Source organism: Zhongshania aquatica (assembly GCF_027257955.1).
GTDB classification, from domain to species: domain Bacteria; phylum Pseudomonadota; class Gammaproteobacteria; order Pseudomonadales; family Spongiibacteraceae; genus Spongiibacter; species Spongiibacter aquatica.
The window spans coordinates 22,447-36,635 of the sequence record NZ_JANZNQ010000003.1; the positions used below are offsets into that span (position 1 = coordinate 22,447).

At 46.8% G+C, this 14,189-nt stretch carries 10 protein-coding genes; 3 read left to right on the forward strand and 7 right to left on the reverse strand.

Annotated features, from left to right (window positions below; all coding sequences use genetic code 11):
* Window positions 1–527 precede the first annotated feature (527 nt).
* Window positions 528–2,396, forward strand: a complete 1,869-nt coding sequence (locus O9X78_RS03510; protein ID WP_269618231.1) for a copper resistance system multicopper oxidase — start codon at window positions 528–530, stop codon at window positions 2,394–2,396.
* The gene (locus O9X78_RS03515; protein ID WP_269618232.1) at window positions 2,393–3,103 is read left to right on the forward strand and encodes a copper resistance protein B; all 711 of its coding nucleotides are present in this window, start codon (window positions 2,393–2,395) and stop codon (window positions 3,101–3,103) included. Before O9X78_RS03510 ends, O9X78_RS03515 begins: the two co-directional genes overlap by 4 nt.
* Before the next feature lie 41 nt (window positions 3,104–3,144).
* Here the strand turns inward: O9X78_RS03515 and O9X78_RS03520 are convergent, their stop codons facing one another.
* The 6 genes from O9X78_RS03520 to O9X78_RS03545 all read right to left on the reverse strand — a co-directional run bounded on the left by O9X78_RS03520 (window position 3,145) and on the right by O9X78_RS03545 (window position 11,620).
* Window positions 3,145–5,853 carry a class I adenylate-forming enzyme family protein gene (locus O9X78_RS03520; protein ID WP_269618233.1) on the reverse strand — a complete coding sequence of 903 codons (2,709 nt, stop codon included), beginning with the start codon at window positions 5,851–5,853 and terminating at the stop codon, window positions 3,145–3,147.
* Entirely contained in the window at window positions 5,850–6,596 is a 747-nt protein-coding gene (locus tag O9X78_RS03525) for a class I SAM-dependent DNA methyltransferase (RefSeq protein WP_269618234.1), read from the reverse strand. The genes O9X78_RS03520 and O9X78_RS03525 overlap by 4 nt, the downstream gene beginning before the upstream one ends.
* Window positions 6,586–7,371, reverse strand: a complete 786-nt coding sequence (locus O9X78_RS03530; RefSeq protein WP_269618235.1) for an iron-containing redox enzyme family protein — start codon at window positions 7,369–7,371, stop codon at window positions 6,586–6,588. The genes O9X78_RS03525 and O9X78_RS03530 overlap by 11 nt, the downstream gene beginning before the upstream one ends.
* 223 nt (window positions 7,372–7,594) lie before the next feature.
* Window positions 7,595–9,025, reverse strand: a complete 1,431-nt coding sequence (locus O9X78_RS03535; protein ID WP_269618236.1) for a sensor domain-containing diguanylate cyclase — start codon at window positions 9,023–9,025, stop codon at window positions 7,595–7,597.
* 101 nt (window positions 9,026–9,126) lie between these two features.
* Window positions 9,127–9,930, reverse strand: coding sequence for an acyl-CoA thioesterase (locus tag O9X78_RS03540; RefSeq protein WP_269618237.1), 804 nt, complete (start codon window positions 9,928–9,930; stop codon window positions 9,127–9,129).
* Window positions 9,931–9,991: 61 nt separating this feature from the next.
* Entirely contained in the window at window positions 9,992–11,620 is a 1,629-nt protein-coding gene (locus O9X78_RS03545) for a long-chain fatty acid--CoA ligase (RefSeq protein ID WP_435056042.1), read from the reverse strand.
* A 199-nt stretch (window positions 11,621–11,819) separates the two neighbouring features.
* On the opposite strand from O9X78_RS03545, the gene O9X78_RS03550 reads away from it, so the two are divergent.
* Window positions 11,820–13,625, forward strand: coding sequence for an acyl-CoA dehydrogenase (locus O9X78_RS03550; protein WP_269618238.1), 1,806 nt, complete (start codon window positions 11,820–11,822; stop codon window positions 13,623–13,625).
* Window positions 13,626–13,690: 65 nt separating this feature from the next.
* Here the strand turns inward: O9X78_RS03550 and O9X78_RS03555 are convergent, their stop codons facing one another.
* A complete protein-coding gene (locus tag O9X78_RS03555; protein WP_269618239.1) occupies window positions 13,691–14,062 on the reverse strand; it encodes a nuclear transport factor 2 family protein in 372 nt (123 codons plus the stop codon).
* Window positions 14,063–14,189: the final 127 nt, after the last annotated feature.

A 14,189-nucleotide genomic window follows, 5' to 3' on the forward strand; every position in this document is an offset into this window, starting at 1 on the left:
TACCGCACTAAAAATATAGCCCTTTGGATTATGCTAGTATTTTTCAGCAAAATGGCCTTCGCTATTGTCCAGCCACTGCAAGCCTTAACATTGTCTACGACGCCTGCAAAGATGATGTTTTCGCATCAACATGAAGAAGCGCTAAACAAATCAACTTTAGTAATGAATAGTCATTGTCAACATGATGAGGGCGGCGAATCCGACTCTCCAACGAATCATCACAACGCAGATTGCAATACGAAATGCGATTGCTGTATCGGTCATTGCAACACACCGGTCCTGTTTATCACGGGCGTTAATTACTCTGATAAACACCTTCAGCACGTTAGCGATCAACGTCCTCTCTTTAAAGCTCTGCCACTTGTCACCTCGTTGTTTAGACCGCCGATTTTGGGCTAACACAGGCTCATTCCGCCAGTGATTCGGGTTTTTCAGTAATACTGCATACCTCTATGTAAATTTAGCGTACATGAATCTTCATGTTTATTGCTCGATTCTTATGCCTTAGCTAATGGTTAGGAACTATTATGAAAACAACATCCTACGGTCTTTCACGCCGACGCTTCGTTAAAGGCGCTGCCGGTGCCGGCGCTTTAATAGGTATTGGCGGTGCGCCCCTGAGTTTTGGCTCAGATAGTCTGCCAAAGATGAAATCTCCAGAAGTACTACAGGGGCGCCATTTCGAACTCAATATTGGCTATCAACCGGTCAATTTTACCGGCAGTCACCGTATTGCCACCGCCATCAACGGCAGTGTTCCAGGCCCGATTTTGCGCTGGAAGGAAGGCGAACACATCACCCTGAGAGTGCATAACCACCTTCATCACGATAGCTCTCTCCACTGGCACGGCATGATTCTGCCAACGGGTATGGATGGCGTACCGGGAATGAGTTTTGCCGGAATAAAGCCCGGTAGTTATTTCGACTATGCATTCCAAGTTCAGCAAAACGGCACCTATTGGTACCACAGCCACTCTGGCTTTCAGGAGCAAACCGGGGTCTATGGTGCCATAGTTATCGAGCCAGCAAATCCAGATGCGGTGACTTATGACCGCGACTACGTTGTGCAGCTTTCGGACTGGTCAGATCAGCGGCCAGAAGAAATCTACAACACCCTTAAAAAACGCGGTGACTATTACAATTTCAAGCAACCGACGGTTAAGGATCTTTGGCAGGACATAAAAAACAAAGGGCTCTCCCAGAGCTGGGCAGACCGTCGCATGTGGAATGAGATGCGCATGAGTCGTTCCGATATCGCGGATGTGACCGGCTATACCTATACCTACCTCATGAACGGCAATACGCCAGAACAAGGTTGGAATGGCGTTTTCAAACGCGGTGAAAAGGTGAGGCTGCGTTTTATAAATAGCGCTGCAATGACTATCTTCGATGTGCGTATTCCCGGATTAAAAATGACCGTTGTCGCCGCTGACGGACAAAATATCGAACCAGTTAGCGTCGATGAATTTCGTATAGGTGTCGCGGAAACCTACGACGCTGTTGTCGAGCCAAGTGACGATAGTGCCTATTGCGTGTTCGCGCAAAGCATAGATCGCAGCGGTTATTGCCGAGGTACACTGAGCCCAAGCCCAGACTGGCAGGCGGAAGTACCAAAAATGGACTACTCGCCTCTGCTCGCCCATAGAGATATGGGAATGGCTATGTCTGGACACGATATGGGCGCAATGGCCGGTATGGGACCAATGCAAGGTATGGATCATAGCGGTCATGATATGTCTGGCATGACACACAATATGGACATGGGGCAGCATAGCGACATGAATATGCAGCATGCTATGCACAAAATGCCTGTCGAAAAACCAGCCCCAGCGGGTATGGGAAGTCAGCGGAAAATAGCGCATGTAAACACCGAATTTGGGCCGCAGGTTGATATGCGTTCACAGTCGCCAATGGACGGTTTAAGCGACCCAGGCGTCGGTCTTCGAGATCACCAAGAACGTTACGGACGCCGAGTACTGCGTTATTCAGATTTGCGTAATTTATATCAAACCGAAGATCGTCGTGATCCTCAGCGGGAAGTTCAATTGCATCTAACAGGCAATATGGAACGCTATATGTGGTCCATGAATGGCATACCCTTTGCCGATGCCGAGCCATTGCAATTTAAATATGGGGAGCGGCTGCGTATCGTTTTGGTTAATGACTCAATGATGACGCATCCGATACATATGCACGGTGTGTGGAGCGAGTTAGAAACTGGCGATCCTATGCATATACCTAAAAAGCATACCGTCATAGTTCAGCCGGGCTCAAAAATAAGTTATTTGGTGAGCGCCGACGCGGTTGGTCGCTGGGCCTACCACTGCCACCTGCTCTACCATATGCCGGGAATGATGCGGGAAGTGCATATTAGTGAACAAGGAGACCTATCATGAAATACGGTTTCTTAACTCCCGTTTTAGCCTGTTTACTTACAAACCTTACACCCTACGCATGGGCTCATTCAGACGCTGATCCTATTGTCAGCATGCTGTCGTTCAAACAGTTCGAGCAAAGCAAGATAGGAGATGACACGGCAGCAATTTGGAATGTAGATGCCTGGATCGGCAAGGATTATGACAAGCTGTGGATTAAAACGAATGGCGAATTCGCACACGGACAGCGGCAGGACAGCAGCATTGAAGTCTTGTATAGCCGCGCCGTTGCGACGTACTGGGATATACAAACAGGTTGGCGCGGTGATTTTAATGACACAGAAAATCGTCAGTGGTTCGCTTTCGGGCTGCAGGGCCTAACGCCCTATTTCTTTGAAACCGAGCTGACATTCTATCTCGGTGAACACGGCCAAACCGCGTTAAAAATCGACACTGAGTATGAGCTTTTATTTACTCAAAAACTCATTCTCTCACCAGAGCTTGAGGTTAACATCCATGGTCGTAACGACCGCCAAACTGGAACCGGTGGAGGTCTATCTGATATTGAAGCTGGCCTAAGATTACGTTATGAATTCACGAGAAAATTTGCGCCGTATATCGGTGTAAACTATCACAAGAAATACGGCCAAACGGCGGAGTACAGTCGAGATTCTGGAACAGATACCGAGACAATGAGTTGGCTTATTGGCCTACGATTCTGGTTTTAATGTTAACGTCGTCCCTGAGAATTGTCTTAGGAACGACGTCTTTATTCACGTTTGCGCACAGTGTTTTCAGGGATGCTCAGAATGATATTCGCGCTATTGTTGGCGTAAAATTCATTATCTGTGTTCGCAAATATGCTGCTCGTCAAAAACACGTTTAGCCCACCGTTATTTAGTAAATCTGCGAGTATACGGTGCCCCAGCTTTCCCGAACTCAATGTTATCTCGACCCTATTGCCACCAAATAATCTAGAAATAACACGCGCATACTGCCGGTCTTTTTCGACCAATCTAGAATAACTTAGTAGCACTTGCGGACGATGGCCGTTTAATTGGGCGCGCCAGATTGTATAAATTCGCTCTAAAATTTTAATGACACGTTTATTTTTGTGGAAGCGACCGCCGATACACAAGACCAGCTCTGCTCGCAATTGATAAGCCGCTATTAAGGCAGGATAACTTCCCGCGCTACAGCCCATCGTTCGGTATGTGCCGTACTGGCTTAACTGCTTATGATTGACGAGCCAGTTAATAACATCGCTGACCTTGTCTCCTAGAAATGGAATACCCTTTCGGTAAGATTGGTTTCTGGGCTCCGCGAGAATTAATACATCGTAATCCGCGGAATTAGTATGCTGAAGTAATACGGGGTTTGAAATCATCATGCTGCGATCACCTCTTCCCGGAAAGCATATCAAAAGGCCTTTTTCGCTTGGCACTCCGGCGCCAATAAATACCATGGCGGTGGGCGCGATTCGCTGTAATACAAAGGCTTCCGGCTTTAGCGTGAGGGACTCAGATAATTGTTTCTGCAGCGTGTCTAGCCAGCTGCCGATGGCTAACTGATACTTTTGATTATGGTTTGCCGCGACGAGTTGACCTTGACGATTTCGTCTACTTAAAAGGTCAATATCAAGCGGTGTCAGGCGATATTCAAGCGTCGATAGCGCCCGATTTAAATGGGCGACTGTCGGACAGACCCTAACGATGCGGCGAAAAAATCGTACTATATAAGGTAATTCCTCTGTGATGACATCGTTGTTGGAATACTGAACCTTAGTATCGATACGAGACTGCTGCGATTGCAGTGTTAATACCCGCGCAACAAGATTGCCAAGGTAGCGAAAACTAGCATACTCGTTGGGATGAATAACAACGTCATAGGCCAGCTCCAAGACCACTAATAATTCCATGCGGCCGATTGAATCTAAGTCGATTTTTCGCAGCGGAATATCCGTGTTACCAAGCTCGAATTCAGCGATTTGCGAAGCTCTTAGTGGTTTTTTTGCCTTGGAACTTAAGGCTTGGATAATAGTTTTACGTATTGAACCAGCTTTCGCGGAAAGCGTCGCTGCGTCTTGGCGAACGATTTTTCCCGCCGCATTCCTCGGGATCTCGTCGACAATAATAAGTTGCCGCGGTGCTCTTAAGCCAAGTCGTTGCTTTAAAAATTTTTCTAAGTCTTTCAGTCTAGGTCTCACCTCTTTTGAAAATACCACAAGGGCAACGGGAATATTGCCGTGTACAGCGGACGGTTTGGAGAAGACCGCGGTGTCTACGATATTTGGAAATTGGCTAATTTCGGACTCAATATCTTGCGGGTAAATATTTATGCTATTGAAGACGAACATATCGTCGCTTCGGCCGTATAAATGAATGCGCGCTTCTTTATCAAGATAGGCAATATCACCCGTGTGGAACCAGCCATCAATAAGTCGGCTTGCGGTCAATTCAGGCTTGCCAGAATAGCCACGAAACATACCTTTACAACGTACAAGCAACTCCCCAGCTTCGCCGCTAGCAAGTATTTTTCCACTTGCGCTACGCACTTGTACTTCTATTCCCGGCAGCGCTCGTCCAACACTATTATCCGAGCCGGCATCATCTGGGTCAGTAAAGGCGATAGCGCCGGTTTCTGTTGTTCCGTAGCCCGCCCGTAAATCGCGAGTAATTTTATTTCGCAGTGCTGTTCGAAGCGTCATTGAGACGTGGGAACCACCGAGTTTTAATTGAATATTAGACAAGGCCTGAATGCCGGGTATTGCCAGTAGTTCTTGGGCTTGAAACGCTGACACATGCATAACGTTGACGTTGAGAGATTGGCACTGACTGAGCAGCGAGTTATCTCTAATATCGATAAAAACGTTGGTGGCGCCCATCGCCACGCAGTAGAGGCGATGACGCTTAGCAAAATTGTGTTCCATTGAGGCCAAACAGACAAATCGCTCGTGGGCGGAAACGATGTGCCGATGGGCCTGTGCAACAATATCACTGTCATGATGAACGACCAGCTTTGGCGTACCAGTAGTCCCCGACGTTGAAAACAACAGCTTCGCTGTTGTAGCTGCGTTTCGACCGTCGGTATTTACTTGCGAAACGATAGCGCTTTTATCATCGACAGCGTAGCTTTCATCAATAACATGACTAACACCGCAATTCTTATTGATTGCCTGCTGTGTCTCTTCAGATTCGTATAAGGGTATAGTGCAAGATGTTGCACCTACGTAGGCAGCGGCAAGGCAGAAAGTGAGATGTTGTGTGTCGTCGGCGCATTTAATTCCGAGCAGTGAACTAGATGGAATTCCTGCCTCATAGAATTTGTAAGCCTGAAGCTGCACAAGTGAAGCGAGTTTGGCGTATGACAGCGTAACATCCATACAGACAATGGCGTCGTGGTCGGGATGCATTCTTGCGTGGTAGAAGAGTCGGCCAATTAATGAGTGATATTCCTTAGCTTGAGCGGCTAACGTCACTTTGTGACCTTAAACAACACGTGCAAGGGTTCATTTTTCAGCGGCGAAAAAAATGCCTCATCAATGGCGATAAGTTCTGGTGTCACGGTTAATTCTTTTACTTCGGGCATGGTGGTAAAGCCCGCATTCCGCAAACAATCGAAATAATCACTAAAGGTTTTGTGCACACATTGCACGTGCAAGGGCTCCCCGCTTCGCTTCCAAATCTCCCCTTCAAACTTTTGATCCACGTCGGCAAAATAATTCTTGCCCGTGGAATTAAAGTAAAACGGCGCTGATTGTTTGTTGTGCACAAAGGGAAAAAACGGATGGGGTACGCTAAAAATGAATTGTCCTCCCTCTTCCAAGGACTGGTACACCATTGAAAATACCCGTTGCATTTCATCCACCCGAAGGTAGTTAAACAAAAATACCGCTACACTTAGATCGAACTTTCGTTCAGGAACGAACTCCAGCACATTAAGTGTGCGATACTCTATACCCAGTTGATCTTCCGCTTCTTGAACCTGCGCGGCGTCAATCATCTGTGCTGATAGATCTACGCCAAGGTAGTCGCCTGCTCCCCGACGCTTCAATTCACGCGCACAATAACCTTCGCCACAACCAATATCTAGCACCGAGCGATTATTGAGTTCACCACATGCGTCAAACACGAAGGGTCGTGCAGTAAAATCGGATAAGGAACTGGGTTCTAAGCGTAGCCATTTCTTGGCGTTGTCGTCGTAAACTTTTCTAGTATCCAAAGTTTGAAATTCCCTTTGACTCAGGAGTAGTTACGGTTGTTAAGCACTGTGCTCGCTCCAACAAGGCATCCCAGAATGCTGTCCGCAAGTCGAGCGCGGACTTAACACCAAATTCTATTTGGGCACACGCCTCTTCGTCGGTAGCAAGCTCGCTAGCAACTATCAACATTTGCTCTGCATGATCATCATCGCAAGAGCTATGTAAATCAAAAAATACACGTTGCTGCATAGTCAGCGCGTCGTAACTTTTAAGGCCGGACAGAATCTGCTGGTAAATATTAGATACAATTAACTCCGTCCCAATTCCAATGGCGCCAACTCCAACATACTCGTTAGTATTGCAAAGCGCTAGAAACCGCCGGGACCATAATCCGCCGGCTAGATCCTCAGATAGACTAGTAGGATCTTCGGGATTTACGCCCAACGCTTGCTGAAAACGCTGAAATAACTGCGCGTGTGATTGCCCCTCAATACTGGCTAATACCTCGCTTGGCAATTCGCCATCGGCAATATGTCCCTTCTCTTCCGCTAAATTAGACAGGAGTATTTTCTGGTGAGAAACATTCCGTAAATTCGAGATCAGCGCTTTTAAATAGCGAGTAAATTGCGAACTGTACAAACCATATTGAAAAGCAAAATCTCTCCACGCCATATCAACGTCAGGAAAATCGCTCTTTTGTAGCGCTTGCAGATAAGGATGGGATACAGCTGAGGATTTTAGTGCTTCTTCACCTAAACGTCTGACGAAAGTTGCCGCTTTGTAGTTTTTATTCATGATGGCTTTTCGAATTGTATGACAGTCGGCTAATTATTTTGTGACAAAAACCCTATCAATTGCAACAAGCTTGAGCCTACCTCGTTTAATCCATCGTAAATCGGCCTACTTTGTATGACCTCGACAGTTATGCGCCTCAAAACAGTGCAAAAACTTTTCCTTCTGAGAAGCTCATAAAGTAAGAGGTTTATCTCAATGACCACTGCGGATCGGTAGTTAAAATCTATCTTTGCAAAGCTTCATTGGCTTCGTCTATCCATTCATCAACGCTTTTAAACTCACTTTTATTTCCATGGGTAGCAACGCCAAGAACGATCTCAGCAGATAAGCGACCATGTTGACCAGGAATTACAACTGCTCTACTCGCCTCCACTAAGCGCAGGCCGATCTGATTTGTGTCATCTTCTAGGGTGTCGTGGAGCAAAATGATAAAGGTAGTGTCGTTGTAGCGAGAGATCATATCACCCGCCCTAAGTTTACTTTTTAGTGTATTTGCTTGTTCTGCTATAAACGTGTCCGCCCCGTCTTTTAGTACTTTTTTAATCGCCTTTAAGTTGCGAATTTCTATCATCAAAATACTTAAAATCCGTCCTGCGCGACATGCTAAACTAAATGAGTCTGGTAAGTATCCATTTATAAAGTCTCTGGAAAACACACCGCTCACTGGATCTAATCGGCTTGCTATATCTACCTTTTCCGCTTTGCGAGACTTGCCGCGGGTCTTCGTCATATTTTGCAGACTAAGCTCTGCGAGTGTTTCATTTGCTTGTTCCAATAATTCAGACTGACTCTCGCTTTCAGTCAACTTCACATTAAACAACGTTTCCATTTCAGGAATTTGGTCAAGTAAAAAGCTAATTAAGCCGTCTATTTTTGCCGCGGGTAGCCCTAAGATACGCTGAGCCTGCATGTACAATTGTTTCCGTGCATCAGCAGACTCACCAAGAATGATAAAATCAGCGGCCGTACCGGACACACAAACACAGCGCACAAACTGTCCATCCACATCTGTTTTAGAAAACTGAACAGGCTTATGGCTAGTAGCAATGGCTAGAGTCGTTCGGTCTGCAAGCCCCCAATGTTTACTCAGCCAAGCACCAGCTTCCGCGTGATCACCGCCCATTCGTTCAATTTCATATTCACGAACACGTTGATGGAACACTTGGTCACTTCGTAAATCAGTGTAGAAATCAGGATGTAATCGATCTATTGCGATCATCCCTATATCTTGTAGCAAACCCGCAAGAAATAATTCTTCAACCGCACGCTCCCCCGTTATACGCCCAAGTTCCCGGGCAGCGACGGCGGCAATCAGAGAACGACGCCACAACAAAGGGTAGTGAAGACCAGATTGAGATTGCTCTTTTAGTGAGGAAGTTAGAGAGAAACTCAAGGCGAGATTTACCGTGGTATCTAAACCAAGCAGTACAATAGCGCGGCGCAAATTTTCTATTTTTTGTTCATTGGCATACATCGGTGAGTTGGCGAACTGCAATGTCTTCGCCGCCAAAGCGGGATCGCTCGCTATTAACGATGCTAAATTTTGAATATCTACCTCACCCGAACGCGCCATCTCAACGATTTTGGCAACAACACGAGGGATGGACGGCAGGCGCGCAGTATTGTCAATAAATGGGCTAAGATCTATCGCCATGTACTATTCCAGATTAGTTGATTGCCCATATAAACCTAGAGGCAAAAATCTGACAATACGGGTTAGCCGTTGTTTGGCCGTGATTAATGCGGATTATAAGCCTATTTCTCAAACACAGTGGCAATCTGTCGGCTAAACATTACCGCTTTTCCATCAGGCCCCCACACGGTAGCGTAGTTATGAAAATAGCCATTCCCGGCCGCTTGGGTTTTGTAATCGTAAAACCACCAATCAGACATACTTGCCGTAGGCAGTGCTTGCGGGAACTCTAGATACCAGCTCAATGAACTACCAATGCCTGGCGGTGTGATCATATTGAGACCGGGCATTGGCGGAACATCTCCTAAAGCGACCAATGCCGATAAGTCGATTGACCCCGGCTCTTTAAAGCGCAGCCACATAGAAAAATCGGCGGAATCTGCGCCGCTAAATGGCAGGCTGCCGGTGCACATCCGCATCTCATAATGCTTGGTAAAGGCAGGTGTTAAACCTTCGATAAAATGAAAAGCTTCGCACTCTTCCGGTTCGGGTACGGTTGGCATCTCTGGCCCCGGTAAAGCAATTGCCGATTGACGGTCTTTGCCGAAGGCGGCACTCACCGTGGCCCCGACTTCACCGCCGCACAGGATTTCGCCCTGAATATGAGTTACTGACCCACCAACCCGTAATTCGCGAAGCACAATACGGTGCTCTCCCACCGGCACCGGCCCCACAAACATAACCGCGAGTGAGCGTAAACGTCGATCAGCGGGAACTTGCTTACTCATGGCCTTTACTATCAAGGCTGCACTTAAGCCTCCAAAAGCGGTTCGTCCTTGTAGCCATGACGCCTCAATGGACGCACTGTACTCATTTTCAACTCCAGTAGCCTGAACGCTATTCAGTAGAGCCTCAAAATTCTGCATTTGTATTCCTTAGTTCAAAAAGGGTTCGTACGCACAGTGTATTATTGGCCTCAATACCGGCTTACTCGCTCGCCCACCTGAAATCTGCGTGCTGCGCCCGAATGTCTTTTTTGCTTAATTTACCAGTGGCTGTATGAGGTAGAGAATCTACAAACAGACATTCCTCCGGTATCCACCATTTTGCGACCTTGTCATCAAACCACGCCAACATCTCTTCTTGGCTTAGCTCTTCCTCTTCTTTGAGGATAACAAGGAGCAAAGGACGCTCGCTCCATTTTGGATGAGGCATACCAACAACGGCCGCCTCTGCTACCTTTGGGTGGTTGACCGCACAGTTCTCAAGCTCAATAGAGCTAATCCACTCACCGCCAGACTTGATAACGTCTTTGACACGGTCAGTGATCTGCATATAGCCGTATTGATCGATGCTTGCGACGTCACCGGTTTCAAACCAGCCGTCATCGTCTAGCGTTTGGCCATCGTAGCGATAGTATTCATTGATAATCCATGGTCCGCGCACCTTAACCGCGCCAGCGCTTTTCCCGTCCCATGGTAAGGATTTGTTATCCTCATCCACTATTTTCATTTCCACACCGAATACTGGGCGCCCCTGTTTTAAGCGCATTTTGTCGTATTCATCACTCGGTAGTTCACTCACCGCACTAGGAACATTGCCGTTAAACGTGCCCAGCGGGTTCATTTCGGTCATGCCCCAACCTTGCTGCACGTCAACACCGTACTTTTTGCGGAACACATCAAAAATAGTAAACGGGCAGGCCGCACCACCTACTGTTAAGCGGTTGAGGCTTTCGACAGTACTTCCAGATTTGTTTAAATAATCTAACAACGCCAACCACACCGTTGGTACCCCAGCCGAAACGGTAACCTTTTCGTCATTAATCAGTTTACACAGCGTTTCACCACAGCCCATTTTATGACCGGGCATAACTAACTTAGCCCCAGTCATCGGCGCCGAGTACACCATGCCCCAACCATTAACATGGAACATGGGAACAATAGGCAGCGCGACATCTTTGACCGATAAACCAAATACGTCAGGTGCGATGCTGGCATAGCAGTGCAGCAAAGTAGAACGGTGGGTATACATCACGCCTTTTGGATTACCTGTGGTGCCCGACGTGTAACACAGGGCTGATGGTGTATTTTCATCAAGCTCTGGCCAGTCGAATTCTGACGACTGCCCTTCTAATAAGGTTTCGTAGCAATGTGCGTTGTTGAGCTTGGTTTCTGGCATATGTGCTTGGTCGGTCATTACCACAAAACCTTTAACGTCGGGCATAAGGTGTTGCAGTGATTCGAGTAAAGGCACCATGGTTAGATCGATGAATATCCACTTATCTTGACCATGATTCACAATGTATTCAATTTGCTCAGGAAACAGCCGCGGATTTATGGTGTGGCAAACAAATCCGCTGCAAGATACAGCGTAATAAATTTCTAAATGGCGATAATCATTCCATGCGAATGTTGCCACCGTGTCGCCACGCTCTAAACCAAGGGATTTTAAGACATTTGCCAAGCGTCTAACGCGCACAAATGCGTCTCGATAGGTATAACGATGCCTAGGGTTGTCAGCGGTAACGGACACGACCTCGACACTGCCATTTACTTGTTCTGCATGCTTCATGAGTGAGGTGATGGTGAGTTGGGTGTTCATCATGGGAATCATTATTATCGACCTTTATTAATTGGATCAGCACTTGCACGAAAGCAAATGTACGCAGAGAATACATTCTTTGAGCAATCTTATGTGAAGGTGTGATAGGTATCAACATTTAGCATCTTTAATCGAATAGAAACTGATCAAACTAAAAATATAACAGTAAGTTAGCGTGTCAATTTAAACCTAATGATGAAGATAAAATCCTATGACGACTCCCCTGCTAAATAGCCGAGACATCGATTTTTTGCTTTATGAACTACTCGATACCGAATCGCTTCTCACTAGACCACGCTATCAAGACCATTCTCGTGAAGTATTTAACGCTACCTTGGAAACCGCGCAGACCATATCGCAACGCTATTTTGCCAATCATAACGCCAAGGGAGACGCTAACGAGCCGCAATTCGACGGTAAAGAAATACAGATGATTCCCGAAACCAAGGAGGCGTGGAATGCGCTAGCCGAAGCTGGTTTCTTAGCAGCACATTACGACGCAGATGAGGACGGACTCCAATTACCGGAAATCGTTCTGCGGGCCGCAATGGCGTATTTTAATGCCGGGAATATAGCGAGTGCCGCTTACCCCTTTCTAAGCATTGGCGTTGCCAACTTGATTCATTCTTTTGGCAATGAAGAACAAAAAGCGCTGTATTTACCACCGATGCGAGAGGGGCGATTCGCCGGCACAATGGCGTTAACCGAACCAAACCAAGGATCTGCACTTGCCGATATTACTACCACCGCAAGGCCAAGCGCTGACGGCACTTATAAGATCACCGGCCAGAAAATGTACATATCGGGCGGTGACCAAACGATCACAGAAAATATTGTGCATATGGTACTTGCCAGAATTGACGGCGCACCAGTAGGGACAAAAGGTATTTCCCTATTTATATGCCCGAAGTATCTGGTCAACGACGACGGTTCGCTGGGAGCACGTAATGATGTTGCGCTAGTGGGCTTGTTACACAAAATGGGCTACCGGAATACCACGTCGACGGTGTTGAATTTTGGTGAAAACGGCGGTGCAACAGGTTATCTCGTTGGCGAGGCTCACAAAGGCCTTCAATATATGTTTCAAATGATGAACGAAGCCCGAATTGGCGTTGGTCTTGGTGCAGCCGTACTCGGCTATCAGGGTTACAACTACTCATTGAATTACGCACGCGAACGTCCGCAAGGGCGATTACCGTCTAACAAAGACCCGAAATCGGCCCAGATAGCTATTATTCAACATGCTGATGTTCGGCGTATGTTGTTGGCTCAGAAAGCCTACGCCGAAGGCGCCCTCGCCTTGTGTCTTTACGCCACATCGCTGTATGAAGATTCGCGCACTGCGGGCACCGAATTTGATCGTCAGCAGGCCTTTTTACTGCTCGACCTGATTACACCTATCGTAAAATCTTGGCCCTCAAAATATGGCTTAAAAGCCAATGAGATTGCGATTCAAGTATTAGGGGGATCTGGCTACATACGGGAATATCCGGTGGAGCAATACTATCGAGACAATCGCCTAAACCCTATTCACGAAGGTACCGAGGCAATCCACGGTATAGACATATTAGGCCGCAAAGTGCTGCTGAATAATGGCGCGGGGATAAAAATCTTAAATCAAACCTTTGCAGATACCTTGTCTGAAGCCAAGGACCATCAAGAACTGGCTGAGCTAATTACGCCCGTTGCTGACGCACTTCAAACCCTCAATACTGTCACTGCCACCCTGCTCGGAAATATGGCGGAGAACACCGATCTTAGCTTGGCGAATGCAACAGTCTATTTAGATCTATTTGGCCGTGTTCTAGTATCTTGGCTGTGGTTAAAACAAGGTGTGAGTGCCGCAAAAGGGTTGAACTTGCCGGGCGCACACGACGCCGATCAAAACTTCTACCGCGGTAAGCTAGAGGCTGCGCGCTACTATATAAACTGGGAATTGCCAGAGATTGGACCTCAAGCTGAGCTGCTTTGCCGCTTTGATGACGTGCCCTTTAATATGAAAACCGAATGGTTTTAAAACCCCAATGCCGTGATGTCAGCGAAACTTTCATCACGGCATATCGCGCCTGATCTCACTAAAATCTAGGGCGTACTCATATTCTCTTCGCCCCAAAACGCTTTCATGGCGACTACTTTGTTGTCGTCGTTAAATTTGAATTGATCGATGACGTCTATTCGTATTTCACCATTGCCCGGATTTAACTCGACGACAAAAGGAAATACAGCGTGATTTGCTGAAAATCGCACGGGGCCATCAAGTCGAGCAGAAATTCCGGAACTAAATGCGACTTCATAGAATCGTATGATAGCAGCCTTGCCGGATAGAGGATCACTACCTACGGGGTCCTCTATTGTGGCGTCGTCTGCATATAAATCGGTAATAGCAGCCATATCTTGATTGCTTAAGGCGCTGATATAGTTTTCCACTGCGGCTAATTTTGGATTTTTACTCACGAGAACTGCTCCATTTCATTTGTCACACATTGATTAAAAATAGTGTAACGCGAGAGAGGGCTTTGGAATATGGCGATTTCGTATACAAAGAATGACTTTTTAGTGCAGTAAATATGCTATTAACCTA

Bases quoted from the DNA above. Each gene is read 5' to 3' on its own strand.
- O9X78_RS03540 (WP_269618237.1), bottom strand. From the start codon at position 9,930: ATGCAGAATTTTGAGGCTCTACTGAATAGCGTTCAGGCTACTGGAGTT.
- O9X78_RS03510 (WP_269618231.1), top strand. From the start codon at position 528: ATGAAAACAACATCCTACGGTCTTTCACGCCGACGCTTCGTTAAAGGC.
- O9X78_RS03515 (WP_269618232.1), top strand. From the start codon at position 2,393: ATGAAATACGGTTTCTTAACTCCCGTTTTAGCCTGTTTACTTACAAAC.
- O9X78_RS03535 (WP_269618236.1), bottom strand. From the start codon at position 9,025: ATGGCGATAGATCTTAGCCCATTTATTGACAATACTGCGCGCCTGCCG.
- O9X78_RS03545 (WP_435056042.1), bottom strand. From the start codon at position 11,620: ATGATTCCCATGATGAACACCCAACTCACCATCACCTCACTCATGAAG.
- O9X78_RS03550 (WP_269618238.1), top strand. From the start codon at position 11,820: ATGACGACTCCCCTGCTAAATAGCCGAGACATCGATTTTTTGCTTTAT.
- O9X78_RS03530 (WP_269618235.1), bottom strand. From the start codon at position 7,371: ATGAATAAAAACTACAAAGCGGCAACTTTCGTCAGACGTTTAGGTGAA.